The organism is Ruegeria sp. CG4, from assembly GCF_056537185.1.
The window spans coordinates 249,702-267,304 of record NZ_JBQFRB010000001.1; the positions used below are offsets into that span (position 1 = coordinate 249,702).

18 protein-coding genes are annotated in these 17,603 nt (G+C 57.9%); 6 read left to right on the forward strand and 12 right to left on the reverse strand.

All coding sequences use genetic code 11. The annotated features are described in order from the left end of the window. Positions 1–109 precede the first annotated feature (109 nt). The gene (locus tag ACR0J2_RS01220) at positions 110–1,045 is read left to right on the forward strand and encodes a hypothetical protein (RefSeq protein ID WP_170676751.1); all 936 of its coding nucleotides are present in this window, start codon (positions 110–112) and stop codon (positions 1,043–1,045) included. A gap of 118 nt (positions 1,046–1,163) precedes the next feature. Here ACR0J2_RS01220 and ACR0J2_RS01225 read toward each other — a convergent pair whose 3' ends face one another. The 7 genes from ACR0J2_RS01225 to ACR0J2_RS01255 all read right to left on the reverse strand — a co-directional run bounded on the left by ACR0J2_RS01225 (position 1,164) and on the right by ACR0J2_RS01255 (position 7,356). Then, positions 1,164–2,387, reverse strand: a complete 1,224-nt coding sequence (locus ACR0J2_RS01225; RefSeq protein ID WP_170616260.1) for an MFS transporter — start codon at positions 2,385–2,387, stop codon at positions 1,164–1,166. Between the two features lie 78 nt (positions 2,388–2,465). Continuing rightward, the gene (locus ACR0J2_RS01230) at positions 2,466–3,062 is read right to left on the reverse strand and encodes a YceI family protein (RefSeq protein WP_480811449.1); all 597 of its coding nucleotides are present in this window, start codon (positions 3,060–3,062) and stop codon (positions 2,466–2,468) included. Positions 3,063–3,195: 133 nt separating this feature from the next. Then, positions 3,196–3,816: an ImuA family protein gene (locus ACR0J2_RS01235; protein WP_480811450.1), complete on the reverse strand. Its 621-nt coding sequence runs from the start codon at positions 3,814–3,816 to the stop codon at positions 3,196–3,198. A 60-nt stretch (positions 3,817–3,876) separates the two neighbouring features. Further along, complete coding sequence (locus ACR0J2_RS01240) at positions 3,877–4,458, reverse strand: retropepsin-like aspartic protease family protein (RefSeq protein WP_321253383.1); 582 nt, start codon at positions 4,456–4,458, stop codon at positions 3,877–3,879. A 41-nt stretch (positions 4,459–4,499) separates the two neighbouring features. Further along, positions 4,500–5,120 carry a MarC family protein gene (locus ACR0J2_RS01245; protein ID WP_170616279.1) on the reverse strand — a complete coding sequence of 207 codons (621 nt, stop codon included), beginning with the start codon at positions 5,118–5,120 and terminating at the stop codon, positions 4,500–4,502. Beyond that, complete coding sequence (locus ACR0J2_RS01250; protein ID WP_170824572.1) at positions 5,117–5,509, reverse strand: ACT domain-containing protein; 393 nt, start codon at positions 5,507–5,509, stop codon at positions 5,117–5,119. Before ACR0J2_RS01250 ends, ACR0J2_RS01245 begins: the two co-directional genes overlap by 4 nt. Next, the gene (locus ACR0J2_RS01255) at positions 5,506–7,356 is read right to left on the reverse strand and encodes an ABC-F family ATP-binding cassette domain-containing protein (RefSeq protein WP_480811451.1); all 1,851 of its coding nucleotides are present in this window, start codon (positions 7,354–7,356) and stop codon (positions 5,506–5,508) included. The genes ACR0J2_RS01250 and ACR0J2_RS01255 overlap by 4 nt, the downstream gene beginning before the upstream one ends. A 106-nt stretch (positions 7,357–7,462) precedes the next feature. Here ACR0J2_RS01255 and ACR0J2_RS01260 point away from each other — a divergent pair, with 106 nt between their 5' ends. Further along, positions 7,463–8,665, forward strand: a complete 1,203-nt coding sequence (locus ACR0J2_RS01260) for a multidrug effflux MFS transporter (RefSeq protein WP_480811452.1) — start codon at positions 7,463–7,465, stop codon at positions 8,663–8,665. A gap of 102 nt (positions 8,666–8,767) precedes the next feature. After that, positions 8,768–9,190, forward strand: a complete 423-nt coding sequence (gene ndk, locus ACR0J2_RS01265; protein WP_155143779.1) for a nucleoside-diphosphate kinase — start codon at positions 8,768–8,770, stop codon at positions 9,188–9,190. Between the two features lie 57 nt (positions 9,191–9,247). On the opposite strand, the gene ACR0J2_RS01270 is transcribed toward ndk, so the two are convergent. Continuing rightward, complete coding sequence (locus tag ACR0J2_RS01270) at positions 9,248–9,595, reverse strand: TfoX/Sxy family protein (RefSeq protein ID WP_170616287.1); 348 nt, start codon at positions 9,593–9,595, stop codon at positions 9,248–9,250. Positions 9,596–9,880: 285 nt separating this feature from the next. On the opposite strand from ACR0J2_RS01270, the gene ACR0J2_RS01275 reads away from it, so the two are divergent. Genes ACR0J2_RS01275 through ACR0J2_RS01285 form a run of 3 tightly spaced genes read left to right on the forward strand, consistent with a single transcriptional unit; the run spans position 9,881 to position 12,609 of the window. After that, positions 9,881–11,398 (forward strand): CHAD domain-containing protein, encoded by a 1,518-nt coding sequence (locus tag ACR0J2_RS01275; RefSeq protein WP_480811453.1) that lies wholly within the window; start codon positions 9,881–9,883, stop codon positions 11,396–11,398. Positions 11,399–11,401: 3 nt separating this feature from the next. Continuing rightward, on the forward strand, positions 11,402–12,145 hold the full coding sequence (locus ACR0J2_RS01280; protein WP_480811454.1) for a ParA family protein: 744 nt from the start codon (positions 11,402–11,404) through the stop codon (positions 12,143–12,145). Next, entirely contained in the window at positions 12,142–12,609 is a 468-nt protein-coding gene (locus ACR0J2_RS01285; protein ID WP_480811455.1) for a CYTH domain-containing protein, read from the forward strand. The genes ACR0J2_RS01280 and ACR0J2_RS01285 overlap by 4 nt, the downstream gene beginning before the upstream one ends. On the opposite strand, the gene ACR0J2_RS01290 is transcribed toward ACR0J2_RS01285, so the two are convergent. The 4 genes from ACR0J2_RS01290 to ACR0J2_RS01305 all read right to left on the reverse strand — a co-directional run bounded on the left by ACR0J2_RS01290 (position 12,606) and on the right by ACR0J2_RS01305 (position 17,601). Continuing rightward, positions 12,606–13,976, reverse strand: coding sequence for a sensor histidine kinase (locus tag ACR0J2_RS01290; protein ID WP_480811456.1), 1,371 nt, complete (start codon positions 13,974–13,976; stop codon positions 12,606–12,608). The genes ACR0J2_RS01285 and ACR0J2_RS01290 overlap by 4 nt on opposite strands. After that, entirely contained in the window at positions 13,969–14,649 is a 681-nt protein-coding gene (locus ACR0J2_RS01295; protein ID WP_170616300.1) for a response regulator transcription factor, read from the reverse strand. The genes ACR0J2_RS01290 and ACR0J2_RS01295 overlap by 8 nt, the downstream gene beginning before the upstream one ends. 164 nt (positions 14,650–14,813) lie before the next feature. Next, positions 14,814–16,250 (reverse strand): DegQ family serine endoprotease, encoded by a 1,437-nt coding sequence (locus tag ACR0J2_RS01300; RefSeq protein WP_480811457.1) that lies wholly within the window; start codon positions 16,248–16,250, stop codon positions 14,814–14,816. Positions 16,251–16,998: 748 nt separating this feature from the next. Next, entirely contained in the window at positions 16,999–17,601 is a 603-nt protein-coding gene (locus ACR0J2_RS01305; protein ID WP_480811458.1) for a nucleotidyltransferase family protein, read from the reverse strand. Positions 17,602–17,603: the final 2 nt, after the last annotated feature.

The following is a 17,603-nucleotide window of genomic DNA, read 5'->3' on the forward strand; positions in this document are numbered from 1 at the left end:
ACACCGATAGACGCCCGAAAAGACGCGTAAGTGCAGAAGCAATGTGGCCTTCGCGCGGTGGTCTCGGACCATGTATGATGGTCGCGCAAATTGTTAACGGGGGTTTGAAATGAAGCTATTCGGGGTTCATCGCCTGATACAGGTGTCCGCCATTCTGTGTCTGACAGCATTCGCCACGCCGAGCGTTCAGGCTGACCAAAGCAAAGCCATGGATGCAATTGAAAGCTTTGACAAGGCGATGCTGTCGGTTTTTCGCCGTGGCCAGGATGCACTAACGTCTCAGACCCGACCGGTCATGGTGATCGCGCGGGATGTTACGATCCTGTCCGAGAATGGTCAGGTGTCCTTTCCCAGGGGCGCGCCAAACTATCTAATATTCAAGTCCACATCCCACGTTCTTTTAGGGATCATCGGTGCCGTCACCCCCTGGCCCGAGGAAGATGACGCTGATGCAAGGTGGAAAAAGGACTTTGCAGCCATTGCGCAAGAAATCGACACGTTGTTGCCGTCGTTGGAGGGTCTTGACCTGCCTGAAAACGAGATTTCCCGACAACGACAGATGCTTGAGGCCGCGCGCACCTTCACCAGCGGGGCGGTCAAGCACGGTACCCTCACGCGGCAGGACGTAGCAAACGCGATCAACGAGATGCGTCCGGTTTGGGCGGCCAACATGCGCCAAGCGGCTCGGGCCGAGCTGTCCACGTTACACAAGGCCGTGTCAGATGCGCGTGCCGCCGTCAGTAAAGAAGACTGGGACAAAATGTATGTCGTTCATCACGGCGGGTCCAATGTTACGGGGATCAATGTCGTGGAACTGTATCTGGAGCGGGTGATGCCGCGGAAAGTTGCGGCGGGCCAGGTCATGTTTGCGGAAAATGCACATGGCAACAAGGCGATGGCCGATTTCGTCGGCTATGAGAGAATGCAACGTCACGTAGGCGCCTGGGCTTTCGGAGATCCGAGGCGAATGGAGGTTGATCTGCTGGGATATGAGGCAGGTTCAATTCTGGATGAAATGATCCCGTCTTCTCCGCCATCGGAGTAGCATCCGGGGCTTAGTTCTTCACACGACTGCTTGAACAACCAACTATGCCGCAGCACGTCGTGAAAAGGCGCAGGCCGAACACTGTCGAGCCCGGGCCGGGACTTTCCCGGCCCTTGTTTTATCGACCTTCACGCGACCGTTTCAGCAGACGGCCGACCGTGAACGAGGTGCGGGGGGCATAGACATAATTGGTCCGTTCTTCCGGCGTTGGCCGCGATCTCATCCGAGCCAGGCCAAACCCGATCAAGAACACATGGCCCAGCGCGACAAAGGCAAACAACGCTCCGGGACCGAATTCTTGGATCAGTGTTGACGAGACATAGGGCGAGGCGATTGCGCCAAGGGCGTACCAGAACATCAGGGCCGCAGAAAGTTCGACCCGCTGTTCGGTTGTGGCAAAATCGTTGGCGTGTGCGGATGACACCGAAAAGATCGGGAATGTCGTGAAGCCGAACAGTCCTGCAGCCAGCATGACACCTACCGTGCCTGTGTCACTAGCCGCCATCGTTACCCCACAACTGAGCACCGCCGCGAAGGACAACCAGATCAGTACCCAGCGTCTGTCGTATTTGTCCGCAAGCCATCCCATCGGGTATTGCGCCAACGCCCCGCCAAGCACGAACGAGGCCAGGAAGAACGCGATCTGATCCACGCCCAGACCCACTTCTTGCCCGTATACCGGGCCGACCATCCTGAACGATGCAGAACTCAGCGCGGCCACAATAACGCCCGCCACCGCCAATGGAGAGCTGCTCCAGGCCAGTTTTGGTCGTAGTCGCGGCGCGTCGGGTGTTTTGGGCTGGCTGGCCCGGGTCAACGTCAGCGGCAGCAACGCGGCGCAGCACAGGATGGCCAGCAAATTGTACGAGACATAAGAGGCAGGCGGCAGGACCGCGATGATCAGCTGAGCGCTTAGGGACGCCCCCATATCCACGATACGATAAGTGCCCATGGCGCGCCCGCGTGTCTCGTTCGTGACCTTGGCGTTCAACCATGCCTCGATCACCGTATAGCTTCCCGCAACGCATGTGCCCGAGGCTACGCGCAACGCGGCCCAGATATATGGATTTTCAGTCAGTGTGTGTCCGATCAGCCCCATGGCCCCCAGCGCGGTGCACACGGCAAAAGCGCGGGAATGGCCGACGTTGCCCATCAGACGCGGAGCCCACCAGCATCCTACGAAAAAGCCCAGGAAATGGGCCGAACCCAGCATACCGATCTGCTCGGTGGTAAAGTTGAGCGTCAGACCGGAAATTGCGTCCAGTGGACCCACGCCGCCTGTCGACAGTTGTAGTAAAATGACGGAAAGAAACAGGGCCGCAAAGGAAATGAGTGTACGCATGATGTTCTCAACTTGACTGTCCGGGCCGGGATTTCACGCACGTTATCGACCTTGCGGAGTCGTTTTTGTCAAATCCCTTCAGTCTTTACCTTTGATTTCGGCACGAATGTCCAGCCCCACTGTGTCCTGCACCAGATCGGCATAGCCCGACGCGCCAAAATCGTGCCGGTTCAGGGCGCCGCGCAGGCGGATCGACAATTCGTTCAGGTCTTGGGTCGCAGTGCCGCGCTGACGGTACAGCGCGGCCTGCAGTGTGATCGGACGTGTGATGCCGCGCAGGGTCAGATCGCCGGTAATTTGCGCGCCGTCTGAGATTCGGCCACTTTGGCCAAGTTGAATGCGGGTCGATCTGAAACGGATGGTCGGATAGGTGCTGGCGTCCAGCACACTCGCGCTCAGCACCGGTCCTTTTGCAATGGGCATTCGGGTTCGCGCCTTGGCAACATCCATCAGGACATCGACCTTGCTGTTGGCAAGGTCTGACAGGTAAAGGGCAATGCTGGCCGACCGGATCGGCATGGTGCCGGATTGCAGGATTCCGGCCAGGTCGAATGTAAAGCTGACTGTGGTTCCGTCTGGAACAAGTTCGTAAGGGCGCAGGGCCGCCTGTGCCGGGTGCGGCAGGGCTGCTGCGGCCAGACCGGCCAAGACGTCGCGTCGGGTCAGGCGCGTCATGCGGTGCCGTATTTGCATTGGAAATTGACTTGTCTGGTTAACATCGGGGCCCTGAGGTGGATTGGTTAGCTCTGACCCTCAGCTAGAGCCCGGCTTTGTGTTTGGCCAATCACATCCTTCGTGAATGGCCCGATCAGGCCGGAACATCCTGCGCTTCGGTCCGGTGCAGGTGCAGGCCCGCGCGCGGTTTGGTCTGGGTGGCTTGCCAGCTGACCGGGGGCAGGGCGCGGGCGCGGCGGCGGGTCAGAGTCCAGGACCGGGCCTCGACCTTGTGGTTCGCCGCCATGTGCCAGCGCGTCTCGACACCTTGCGCGCCGCCATCGCCGGGTGTCAGCAGCAGCCCGAGCGGTGCCCGCCCCATCGCGCCGCCCTGTTCTGCGGCCAGATGCATCCGTCGTACCGGTGTCAGCCCGGGCGCACCGGGCAGGTCGCCAATGATCAGCGGGATGGCCCCGCTGCGCAACGCCTCTTCCATGCACCACAGCAGGTCTTCGGCGCGGTTGGGGCGGACGAACAGGAAACGCGCGGGGTCGGCAAAAGGCATCATCCCGTCAGGGTTCAGCTGGCCGGGCTCCCACGCGGGGGAAATCCACAGCACCGGCCCCTGTGCCTGACCCGCCAGCCACATGGCAAAGCTGCGTCGGGCAGGGCCGCAGGCCTCGTGCACGCGGGCCAGTTGCAGGGTGATCTGAGGGTGCAGTTTTATCCCCGGCGCCTCGCGCGCGGGTTTGCGGCCAAGAAGGTGTGCAGACATGCCGTCAGGTTAGCATGTTCCCATTTTGTTCTCAAGATCGGATGTGATCCCGGAAGCTATTTAACGAGACAGGATCAGACGGCCATCGGCAAACTGGATGTTCGAGAAACGATGCAGATAATCCATGCCCAGAAGGGACTGATGCAGCTCGCCTTCGTTGATCCAGGCCGAGATGTTGCGGTCTACGATCGGGCCAAGCTCGAGGCTGTCCAGACGTACGGGCGCTGTCCGGACTTCTCCGTTCGCGGTGGCGGCGCGGCCAAAATAGTTCAACTGATCCGGATCAATGCCGACGCGCCTTGCGTCTGCGGAACTCAGGACAATCTGACTGGCTCCGGTATCGACGAGAAATGTAATCGGCTCTCCGTTCACCAGAACTGGCAGGTAATAGTGCCCGTCATAAGACCGGGGAACCTCAACCGTGTCGCCGGTTACGGACATCTGCGCCGAAGGGCCCACGGTTGAACGGATGTCTTCCCACAGACCCACCACAGCTATCACGCCAATAAAGATGAACACCCAGGCCATCATCTGTTGCAGGGTCTTGTTCAGCGATTGCCGGTTCTGAGAGATGAACCAGGCCACCACCGCTGCGCCGAGCAGGCTCAGATACGCCAAACGTGCAATGCTGTCGCCATCCATACCGTTATCCCAACAATATTACCTGAGTGATATATGGGGATTCAGGACGCAAATCCAAAGGCCTTAAGGCCATCCAAGATGAACTGAACCGACAATGCTGCCAGCAACATGCCCAGCAGGCGGGTCAGTACGTTCAGCCCGGTTTTGCCCAGAATACGGGCCACAGCGCCGGATGTCAGATACATCACGAACACCATCGCCAGCACGACCAGCATCACACCGATGACGACGGCCAGCCCCTGTATGCCGGGCTGCTGACCCGCCAGCAAAATCATCGTTGCAATCGCGCCCGGGCCTGCAATCAAAGGAATGCCCAGCGGAAAGACTGACGGATCGGGGTGTTCTTCTTCCTCGGCGCTGGTTTCACGCCGTTTTGTTCGGCGTTCAAACAGCATGTCGAGCGCTGTCAGGAACAGCAGGACGCCACCTGCGACCCGGAATGCCTCCATCGAGATACCGACAAACCCCAGAAGCGCTTCGCCAAAGGCGGCAAACATGGCCAGAATGACGCCCGCCGTCAGACACGCGCGGATTGCGATCGAGCGGCGCGTGTTCCAATCCATGCCCTGGGTCAGCGCCACAAAGATCGGTGTTTGCGCAGGCGGGTCGAGCACCACGAATAGCGTCGTGAACGCGGTAATCAGGAATGCGCTGTCTATCACTGTTTGCTGCTCCGTTGCAGGTCTTGCAGGACACGCAAGGCGTCTTGCGACTGCGCTGCGGGGACATAGATGTGGTCGTGGTGATATCCCGCGACCATGTTTGCAGGTATTCCATGCCGCGCCAAAGCACCAGATACGGCGGCGGTAAGGCCTACGCCCTCCAGCGAGGAATGAACCTGCAATGTGATGCAGTGCATTGGGACCGTGTCTTGTGGCGCGCTGTCAATCGGGACGATCAGGGACAACCCCTCCGCCTCGACGCAGCTTGCACGTGTTCCGTCAGGCCAGGGTTTGTTGTCAGGCCAGACCACAAAGGCAAACGCACCAGGCTGCAAAACGGGGCGCATGCCGGAAATCATGGCATTGGTGTCCTTGACGGGTTGGGTCATGCGGATTCCGCTTGTTCCAGTCGTTCGGCGGCCGCAACCCACAAGGTCTCGGCCTTTTGCATGGCTTCGACAACTTCGGCAAATTTACGGTTCCAGGATTCCAGATCGTTGATCCGGTCGTCTTCATACAGCGCGGGGTCCGCCAGTTTGGCCGACAGCTTCTCATGCATGTCGCTCAACTTCTCGATCCGGTCCTCACATTTGCGCAGATCAGCGCGCAGGGCCAGCATCGCCTCGCGCGACGGGCGTTTGGGTTTGGCCGCTTGCGGCTTTTCCTTGAGTGGTTTTTCTCGGGCCAGCAGCATGGCGCGATAAGCTTCAAGGTCGCCGTCAAAGGGCTTGACCGTGCCGTCCGATACCAGCCAAAGCCGATCTGCGACCAGCGACAGCAAATGCATGTCGTGGCTGACCAGAACAACCGCGCCGGAATATGCAGTCAGCGCCTCGACCAGCGCCTCGCGACTTTCGATGTCCAAATGGTTTGTCGGCTCGTCGAGGATCAGCATATGCGGCGCGTCGATCGTTGCGATCAGCAGCGACAGGCGGGCCTTCTGTCCACCCGAGAGGCGGCCCACCTCGGTCTCGGCCTGATCGGCGTTCAAACCGAATCCGGCCAGACGAGACCGCCACTTGCCCGGCGCCTCGTTTGGGCGCAGGCGGCGCAAGTGATCCAGCGGCGTTTCATCAACATAAAGCTCATCCACCTGATGCTGGGCGAAATAGCCGATCCGCAACTTGTTGCTGCGGGTCATTTTGCCGGCCATCAGGGGCAGGCGGTCGGACAGCAGCTTGGACAGGGTCGATTTCCCCTGACCGTTCTTGCCCAACAGCGCAATGCGGTCGTCCTGGTCGATGCGCAGGTTCAGACGTCGCAGAACCTCGGTCTCACCATAGCCCGTCACGCCGCCTTCGATCTGGATGATCGGAGGAGATAGCTCCTCGGGTTCAGGAAAGGAGAATGCGCGTAGCGCGGCTTCTTGCGGGGTCGAAACCAGTTGGATGCGTTCGATCATTTTCAGGCGCGATTGGGCCTGAACGGCTTTAGAGGCCTTGTACCGGAACCGGTCCACAAAGCTTTGCAGATGGGCGATGCGCGCCTTGGCCTTGGCGTTCTCGGATTCAGCCTGCGCCAGCCGCTCGGCGCGACGCTCGGCGAATTTGTCATAGGACACCGCGTAATAGGTCAGCTTGCGGTCTTCCAGATGAAGGATCGATCCCACCGCGCGGTTCAGCAGACCCCGGTCGTGACTGATGATGATGACCGTATGCGGATATTTCGCCAGATAACTTTCCAGCCACAGCGCACCTTCGAGGTCCAGATAGTTGGTCGGTTCGTCCAGCAGCAGCAGATCGGGTTGCGAAAACAGCACCGCCGCCAGTGCAACGCGCATCCGCCACCCGCCTGAGAAATCCGAACAGGGCCGCAACTGGTCTTCATCGTCAAAACCCAGTCCTTTCAGGATCGAAGCCGCGCGCGCCTCGGCCGACCAGGCGTCGATGTCGGCCAGACGAGTCTGGATATCGGCAATCCGCGCCGGGTCGGTGGCAGCGTCGGCCTCGGCCAACAGCGCGCTGCGTTCGGTGTCGGCGGCCAGAACCGTATTGATCAGCGAAACATCGGAGGAGGGGACCTCTTGCGCCACCCCGCCAATCCGCGCGCGGCTGGGCAGCTTGATGTTTCCCGATTCCAGCGCCAGTTCCCCACGGATGAGGCGGAAAAGGGTGGTCTTGCCGGTGCCATTGCGCCCGACAAGACCCACCTTGTGGCCGTCAGGAATTGTTGCGCTGGCCCCGTCGAACAGGGGACGGCCTTCTACCGCGTAGGTTATGTCTTCAATCCGTAACATGAGCCGCTCATAACAGAGGGTGAATTTGGCCGCCAGCAGCTTGACATGTTCAGCACGGGATCAATGTGATAGCGCTGACATGTTTTCACCCGGAACGGATTGTTGAATGAGACCCGCGCGAACGCCTCCATCCCTGATCACGCTGGTCCTGATCACTGCGTTGTCGGTTCTGTCGCTGAACATGTTTCTGCCGTCTCTGCCGCATATCGGCGAGGACTTGCAGGCAGATTACGGTCTCGTGAACCTGTCTGTTGCAGGGTACCTGGCGCTGTCTGCGGTTTTGCAACTGATCATGGGGCCTTTGTCCGACAGGTTCGGTCGCAGGCCGGTATTGCTGAGCTGCATGGGACTTTTCGTCATCGCCTCGATCGGCTGCGCCATGGCCCAATCGATCTGGGTGTTTCTGGGTTTCCGTATGTTGCAGGGCGCTGTTATCGCGGGGCAGGTTCTGGCGCGCGCCGCCATCCGCGACATGCATCCTCCCAATGAGGCCGCCAGCAAACTGGGTTATGTCTCGATGGCCATGGCACTGGCGCCAATGCTTGGCCCGATGCTGGGCGGAGTGCTTGAGATGTTGTTCGGCTGGCGGGCCGGATTTGTTCTGTATTTCCTGATGGGAACAGGACTTCTGGCGCTGGTCTGGGTCGATCTGGGCGAGACCAATACCAACACAACCGCAACCTTCACCGCCCAGATGAAGCTCTATCCGCTGCTGTTCAACTCGCGACGGTTCTGGGGGTATTCATTCTGTGCCGCCTTTTCCATCGGCGGGTTCTACGCCTTTATTACCGGTGCGCCGCTTATTGCGGCCACGTGGTTCGATCTGAACCCGGCCTTGCTGGGGCTTGGAATCGGGATCATCACGATGGGGTTCATGGCCGGAAGCTTTTTGACCGGACGGCTTGCAGCCCGCACAAGACTGAGCACCCTGATTCTTGCAGGGCGAGTGATCGCTTCGGTCGGCCCCTTGATCGGCTTGATGACCTTTGCAGGGGGTGTGGGGACTGTCTGGTCCTTCTTTGGTTCCGCCGTGTTTGTCGGGTTTGGGAACGGGCTGACCGTGGCCAACGCGACCGCTGGTTTGATGTCAGTGCGGCCCCAGCTTGCAGGCAGCGCAGCAGGTCTTTCGGGCGCTATGACAGTGGCCTTGGGCGCAATCCTGACTTCGGCCACCGGGGTGCTGGTCACCCCTGGAAACGCACCCTTCATCGTGCTGGGGATGATGGGCGTCAGCAGTTTCGCGGGCCTTCTTGCCGTGCTCTATGTGCGCTGGATCGACCAGCGCGACCCGTTGCCCGACACGATCTGATCCGCAAATCATCATAGTGCTTTTCTTAAGGGACAGACCATGCTAGGCGGCGCGCGATGGATTTCGGCGCGGGTCCGCGTCATATAGTAAGGAGAGGCCGACATGGCACTGGAACGCACATTCTCGATCATCAAACCCGATGCAACCCGCCGCAACCTGACTGGCAAGATCAACGCCAAGTTCGAAGAAGCCGGCCTGCGCATCGTTGCGCAAAAGCGCATCCACATGACCAAGGAACAAGCCGGCAAGTTCTACGAAGTACATGCCGAGCGTCCGTTCTATGACGAACTGTGCGAATTCATGTCGTCGGCTCCGGTCGTCGTTCAGGTTCTGGAAGGCGAAGGCGCCATTGCAAAGAACCGTGAAGTCATGGGCGCAACCAACCCTGCAGACGCAGCAGCTGGCACCATCCGCGCCGAGTTCGCTGAATCGGTTGGCGAAAACTCGGTCCACGGTTCGGACGCACCTGAGACAGCAGCGGTTGAAATCGCTTACTTCTTCTCGGGCATCGAACTGGTTGGTTAAGCCACCACTTTGGTGAACAGATTAGGCCGCCTCCGGTTTCGGGGGCGGTTTTTTTGTTCAAACTGGCTTGAGGTCATTCGACGTGATGCGCACTCCAATGGCGTCGAGGTCCGAAACCAACTTCGATTGCGGGGCGGTCTTTGTATTGGCCTTGATCGCATCGAACCTTTGACGCAGCGCTTTCTTTTCCTCGCCTTTGCAATCGTTCCAGGGGCGGCCCTGCAATCCCATGACAAGTACATAGTAGCCAATGAAATGCGGTCGTGACCCTGCGTGAAGCAGCCGGGCATACGCCGCGTCGGCCCCCAGTTCGCGCAACTCCTGCGCCGAATGAATTCCAGCGCGTGCGCATGCCTGTTCAAAGGCAGGGCCGAGGTTGCGGATGGATGAAACAGGATCTGACATGCCCAAGTCTTATCTGGACGCCGTGATGCTGTCATCCGGTTGATGGAGTGTCGCTGGCCCGAAGGATAACTCAGACGCAATGCTTGCCTGACAACCCAAGCTACGGTTTCATGGTGTCATATTGCCGTGCAGTCTCTGATATTGGAAAAGCAAGGAAACCGGTAACAATCGGTGGCCGTTTACAATATCGCGAAAGCCGGGCGGTCGAAGAAGGGTGAGCGTGCCAGAAATCATGGAAACTTTTTTGACCGATGAGCCCCGCGTACCTCTCAAGGACCGACCCTGATGGTGCAACTGGCCGGAGTGTACGTTGTTGAAGGGAAATTTGACCCGCTTGCGTTCGACAAGGGCCTGAAAGGGCTGGCCTTACGGGTTGAAGGTGGGAATTCGCCGCAGTCCTTCAACTGGCTGGATTGCCACGATCAATCGCTCAGGTCGGCAGGGTCGATCTTGCTGGAGGTCGGCGAAACACTGCGGCTTTTGCAGGGCAATGCAGGATTTCCGGTTCAGAAGGGCACAGGCACGGGAAAGTTCGTTCAGGATCTATCGGACGGTCCGGTACGTGATGCATTGAACGGATTTCCAAAGCTGCGTGCATTGATGAACCTTGGTGCAGGAGATTTGGAAATCCAGGAATTTGCCGCAGTTGACAATTTGGAAAAGACGCGAGTGCGCGGCGAACTGATTTCACTGAAATCCGAAAACAGGCAGGCGACCCTGGTGCGAGTTCGTTCCCTGCGCGGATATGAACCCGCCTATGAAACGATCTGCGCAGCATTGCAGGAAATGGCCGGGGACGAAGGCGGTCTTGATGTCGTTTACCCCATCCTGTTCCCTGAAACGCCCCCGTATCAATCCAAACCTATCGTACTTTTGGGAAAAGAAGAGCCTTCAATCGAGGTTGCCGTGGATCTGATGCGCACCTTTCTGGCTGTTGCGCGGCGGAACGAAGCGGGTGTTATTGCCGACATTGATACCGAGTTTCTTCACGATTACCGCGTTTCGTTGCGGCGTGTCCGCTCGGTTCTCAGCCTGTTCAAAGGGGTCTTTTCACCTGCGCATACGAATGCCCTCAAGCGGCAATTTTCCGACCTTATGGCCCCGACCGGTCGTTTGCGGGACTCGGATGTATATCTTTTGGAAAAGGATATATATTTCAGCTTGATACCGCCCAATCTTCATGATGGTGCCGAGGCCATGTTTCGGCAATTCCAGACAGAACGTGCGCAGAATCTTTCAAGCATGTCCCGTCGGTTCCGCAGTGCAGCCTATCAAAAGCAGATGGATGACCTTGCGGCGCTGCTTGCAGCTCCCCAGTCTTTGCAACCCGGGCCCAACGCCGAACGCGGCGCTTATCAATATGCCTGCGCCCTGATCTGGAAACGCTACCGCAAGGTTTGCAAAAGGGCGCGGCGTATATCCCCCATGACCCCGAATAAAGCGGTCCACGATCTCAGGATCGACTGTAAGAAACTCAGGTATCTTATGGAATTCTTTGCACCGCTGTTTGATGCAAAGGCATTCAAGTCGATCATCAAGCCATTGAAAAAGTTGCAAGATAATCTGGGGCGTTTCAATGACTGTTCAGTCCAGCAGGACGCGCTGCTAGGGTTTGTGACTAAACAGTCGAACACACAAGGCCGGGTGGATGCCCAAATGGCCTTGGCCGCTGGTGGGCTGATTTCGGTGCTTGATCAGCGGCAAAAATCCGAACGGGATCGTGTGATCGCCAATTTCAACCATTTTGACAGCCCGGACATCCGGCATCTTTTCCGCAGCTTGTTTCATCATAAGGGGGACTGAGGATTGAAAACCATTGCCTGTTACAGCAACAAAGGTGGTGTGGGGAAAACCGCGACCTCGGTCAATCTTGCCTATGCTTATGCGCGTTCGGGTCAAAACGTGCTGCTGTGTGATCTGGATTCCCAAGGGGCGTCAGGATTCTACCTGCGGGTAAAGCCGTCAAAAAAGCTGACTGAAGCGCGATTCTTCGAGGATGTGGAACGGTTTACCAAATCGATCCGCGCCAGCGACTTTGACCGGTTGGACGTCCTGCCTGCCAACCTGACCTATCGCGATTTCGATGTTTTCCTGTCACGAATGAAAAACAGAAGATCCCGGTTGAAGAAAGCCCTGGTTGCGGCGGGCAGTGACTATGATGTGGTCATTCTGGACTGTCCGCCAAACTTTTCGACATTGTCCGAGAACGTATTCAAGGCTGCCGATCAGATTGTGGTTCCAGTCATTCCGACGACCTTGTCGGAACGGACATTCGATCAGCTGATCGGTTTTTTTGAACAGCAAAAACTGCCCAAAAAGAAGCTCAAGGCCTTCTTTTCCATGGTGCAACGGCGCAAGACCCTTCATCTGGAAACGATGGATGGAATGCGAAAGCTGTATCGCAAGAGGTTCATGAAAACGGTCATACCCTTCGCAGCCGATATTGAACGCATGGGTAAGCACCGTGCGCCCGTCAGCGTTTATGCGGGCTCGAGCGTGGCAAGCCGGGCCTACAAGGCGCTGTTTGACGAGTTGGAGGCCCTGACATGAGCACGGAAATCGAACGTAAGTTTCTGGTGGCTGAACGGCCTGATCTGACAGAAACGCGCAAGGCCTTGGTGCGGCAGGGCTATCTGACTGCGCCAGACGATTCCACCGAACTGCGGTTGCGTCAGAAGAACGACGTTCATTACCTGACACTGAAGGGAAAGGGTGCAATGGTGCGTGTGGAAAGAGAGGCTGAAATCACACCCGAACAATTCAACACCTTCTGGCCCGAGACCGAGGGCCGCAGGGTCGAAAAAGAGCGCTATACCGGGGAGCTGCCGGATGGTCGGGTGTTTGAGCTGGACGTGTTTCTGGGCGATCTTGCGCCCTTGTCTCTGGTCGAGGTCGAGTTCACATCGGAAGCCGAAGCAGAAGGGTTCAGGCCGCCAAGCTGGTTCGGTACAGATGTGACCGGGGATAAGCGTTATAAAAACAAGATGATGGCGATTGGCGGGATTCCCGATTAACCCTTTCGCGCCAGCGTCAGTGTTGCTTCAAGCCCCGGATTGCAATTACGTGCCGAGAATTTGCCCCCATGCATGTGCGAAATTGCCGCGACCAGCGCCAGACCCAGCCCGGAATTGCGCTCGGTGCGCGCGGGATCAAGCGTGACGAATGGCAGTTGCAAACGGGGCAGGTCCTCGGGCGGAACACCGGGACCCTGGTCTCTGACGCTAAGAAGAACGTAATCCTTTATTCCGGACAGGTTTATCGTTATTTCAGACCCTTCGGGCGCGTATCTCATAGCGTTTTCGAGTAAGTTTGACAAAGCTTGGGACAGAAGCGGTCGATGCCCCTGAATGGGCTTTGCTTCGCCGGATACTACAAGTCGGATACTCTGGTCCGCCGCGACAGGCTCGTACAGGTCCACCACGTCGCTCACCAACTGTTGCAGGTCAACTGGTTCGAACTGTTCCCGGCCCAGACCGGCCTCGGCGCGTGAAATTTCGGTCAACTGACCCAATACCCGCAAAACGTGGTCGATTTCACCGGTCGCGCGGGCAATGTCGACTTCTCGGTCCAGATCACTCTTGCCGGGATCGGTCAAGGCTTCGATCCTTTGCCGAAGCCGCGAAAGGGGCGACCGCAAATCATGGGCAATCGAGTTTGATGTCGTGCGCAGGTTGCTGATCAGTTCTTCGATCCGGTCCAGCATGTTGTTCAGGGTGCCTGCGACCTGATCGAATTCATCCCCCGTGCCGCGAATAGGAATGCGGCGGCTCAGGTCGCCGGACACGATGTTGTCCGCGGTGTCCGCAACATCCTTGAGACGGGAAAACACCAGCCGGGTTAACAACCATCCGGTCAGCAGGCTCAGGACCAGTGCAATGGCCAGGGCCAGCGCCACTGATTGAAACAGAACGCGGTCGAATTGCTGTCTGGCGGACGCGTCCCGTCCAACCAGAAGCCTTTCACCGCCGGGCAGCCGGACCGATGCCGCCGAAATCGGAACAAACTGATTGGATTCGGTTTGCCGCACCTGAAGATCGACCCAGCCGCTTCCTGCAGTCACATCGTCGGGCCATTGTGCGAGATTACCGGCAAGAGGTGTTCCAAACCTGTCCGTCAACAAATACAAAGCGTCGCGTTCGGCGGCGTTCGCAAGGCGGCGATCGATGGCTGAAATCAATCCGATCATGCCGCGTCTGTCGTATTCATCCGCCAGTCCGGTCAACTCGGCGGTTACGACAGACCGGGTTTCGCCTTCGATCGTTCTGTTTGCCGTCAAATAGACCAGTCCCAGAACAGTCGCAGTCAGCAATGTGCTGAGGATCATGCTGGCCAAAACAAGCCGTGTACGGGAATTTCGCAGGGATAGTCGCAGGTTAGCCATCAGAGATCATGTAACCGGCCCCCCGGACAGTTTCAATCAGGGGCTGGGCGTCGCCTTCATCCAACTGACGGCGGAGTTTCGAGATATGGACATCGACGACATTGGTGTTGGGATCAAAGTGATAATCCCACACGCCTTCCAACAGCATGGTGCGGGACACCACGCGGTTCTTGCGGCGCAGGAAGAATTCCAGGATCTGGAACTCGCGCGGGGTCAGGGAAATTTCACGACCGTCGCGCGTGACTTTGCGGGTCAACAGGTCCATTTCAAGGTCCCGGCAGTTCAGGGTCGGGTTTTCTTCGGCTTCCTGAGGGCGGCGCAACAGGGCCTCAATCCTAGCATGCAGTTCCTGAAACGAGAATGGCTTGACCAGATAATCGTCGGCACCGGCGCGCAAGCCTTTGACGCGCTCGTCAACAGCGCTCATGGCGGTCAGCATCAGAACGGGGGTCTTCAACCCGGCGGCGCGCATGGATTTGATCAGTGACAGCCCGTCAAGACCCGGCAACATCCGGTCAAGGACGACAGCGTCAAATCCTCCGTCGGTTGCGTGATACAGCCCCTCACGGCCATCGGCCGCAGTTTCGACAACATATCCTTCTTCGCCAAACCCCTTGGCGATAAAGTCCCGCGTCTCTTCGTCATCTTCGACGATCAGAAGGCGTCTGCTCATGATCGAGGTTCCTTTCTGCCGGGATTTAAACACAAATTTCAGATAAAGCACATGCCGGGTGCGACCAGGCACACCCGGCAGTGCCGGCAGGCTGCGGACAATTCAGACCCGCCGGCGAGGCGCGCGCCAAATTTCCCCATCACGTGGCACGCGCATGTCTCAGATCAGGCGATTTCGACCGCGACGAAGATCTGGTTGCCACCGCGATTGATCAGAACCAGCGCAGGATCAGTCTTTTCGCTGTCCAGCGCCGCCTTCAGGGCCTCCGGAGTGACCGTGTCCTGACCGCCCAGTTTGACGATGACATCGCCGCGCCGAAGCCCTGCTTTTTCAGCCGGGCTGTCCGGCGACATGTCGGTCACAACGACACCTTCGACGGATTGGTCAACACCCATTTCGGCCCGCGCGGCATCTGTCAGCGGGGCAACTGTCACACCAAGGGACGTACCGGACAGGGTCTGGTCAACCGCCTTGTCGGGTTCCGCCGATGCGGACTGATGCTGTCCGATGGTCAGTTTGACCTGTTCTTCCTTGCCGTCGCGCAACACGGTCAGCGTGCTGTCCGTGCCGACCTTGGTCGTGCCGACAAGAAGCGGAAGCTCGCTGCTGGAATCGACGCTCTGGTCATTGAAGCTGAGGATCACGTCGCCCTGCTGCAGGGCGCCTTCCGCGGGGCTGCCGGGTACGACATCCGACACAAGTGCGCCTGCTGACGAATCGATCCCCAATGCGGCCGCGAGTTCGGGGCTTACGTTCTGGATCGAGACACCCAACCAGCCGCGGCTTACCTGACCATCATCCAAAAGGTCGGCGGTGATGTGTTCGACGATATTCGAGGTTACGGCAAAGCCCAGACCGACCGAGCCGCCGCTGGGTGAGTAGATGGCCGAGTTCACGCCGATGACTTCGCCTTCCATGTTGAACAGCGGGCCGCCCGAGTTGCCTTTGTTGATGGCCGCGTCCGTCTGGATGAATTCAGCATATGGCCCTTGCGAGATGTTGCGGCCTTTGGCCGAAACGATACCGGTGGTCACGGTCGAATGCAGACCGAACGGATTGCCGATAGCGACCACGTCTTCACCGACGCGGATTACTTCACTATCGCCCATCTTGACGGCCTGCAGGTCCTCGCCCGCGTCGATTTTCAGAACGGCGATATCGGTCAGGGGGTCTGTCCCCACGATCTCGGCTTCGAAGGTTCGGTCATCGCTCAGACGGACCGTAACCGTGGCGGCATTGTCTACGACATGGTGGTTGGTGACGATGTAGCCGTCCTCATCCAGCACAAATCCCGAACCCAGCCCCTGGGCCGGGCCGCGTTGGGGGGCATCGAAACCTTCAGGCATGCCGAAGCGCTTGAAGAACTCACCGAACGGGTGGCCTTCGAAATCAAACTCCTTTCCCTGAACCGGGGTAGGGGCGGCCTGTTGTTTGGCGATAATGGTCACGACCGATGGCGAAACGGATTCGACCAGGTCTGCCAGGGCTTCATCCGCAAACGACGGCAGGGCGGTCGAAGCCAGCATGGTTGCGCCCAGGGCGCTGGCGCCGATCCAGCCAGACGTACGTGGCAAAAGAAGCGAGGATTTTCGGATGCTCATTTAGTTCTCCTGTTAACATCACGCGGTTACACCCGCGCGTTGAGACAGAAGATGCCGCTTCAGGTTTGGGCTTTCATGATCGCGAGATTAAGAAATCTTAATTCAGCCACATTCGGGCCTTCCTTTGTTACCAATCAGGTCAACCGATACCGGTCGTGAAAAGGGATCGCAGCTCACGAATCGGTGTATTGTTGCCAAAATCGCTGTCAATGGATGAAAACTGGTGAATTGAATCTGTTTGGTAAACAAAGGGGTCGCGCAAAGTTGTGCGGATCAGTAAATCGCTTTCAGGTTGTGAAGAGATATTATCTACTGACTAGACCTGAGTATAACGCATTTTCTTTTTGCCGTAATTGATCACTCCAAGCAATCATAAAACATCGGTTTGTAACTTGGCCATAAGAGCGTAATCGCGTTAAAGTTGAGCTTCAATAAGCGAGATGTTGCGCAAAAACTACCTGAATTCCTCGAAATTAACCGTTTCTTCCAATTTTAGATTGTTTGAAAGGGTCGGATAAGCGACGATGAAATTGTCCAAGCGAGGGGGAGCCAGAAGCACTAGGGGGTGCTGAAGGCTTACTCAGTACCAGAAGCGCTGAGCGGCATGTTAACGAGGGGGTCTTGTTTAGGTTCGGCAGCGTAATACCCGATAGCCTTGTAAGGTGGTTGGGTCGCGCTTTTGGAATTGGTGAAAAGTGGTAGTCTTGCTTTTGGGCAACCGGCCCGGTCGACAACGACCGGGCCGCGTCTATTTCGGGTGCCGTGTTCTGCGCCACTCGTCCCAGTCTTCTGGTGTATCCAGATCCAGCAGCGCGTTGCGTCCGGGCAGACGGTGCAGATGAACCCTGTCGGAATGTGCACGCACAACGGATTGCGCACCTTCATCGCCCTTGAGCTGGCTCAGTAACGAAAAAAGCTTGTTGTCGAAAATGACAGGGTGCCCCGGCTTTCCGTTTTCTGTTGCACCACGCCAGATTAGGTTGTCCGGATGAGCTGTGACACAGGCCGCGACCGCCTCCAGATCATTGCCTGTTAGTTCCGGAAGGTCCGCCAGCAGAACCATGACGGCTTCGGCTTCGGCTGGGATTGCGGCCATGGCACCGCGTAAGCTGGCGTTCATGCCTTCATCGGCATCCGGGATTTCCACCGCATGAACATCGAGTCCCCTCAAGACACCGTAACGCGGATGCGGGGCGGGAGGCAGCGCAACAAAGACCGGCCCGACTGCCAACGCAGCCCGGGCTGAGCGGCGCAACAGTGGGATGCCATCGACATCTTGCATCAGCTTGTCTGCACCGCCCATGCGGCTGGATTGCCCTGCGGCCAGAAGAATGACGGGTATTTGAGTCATTC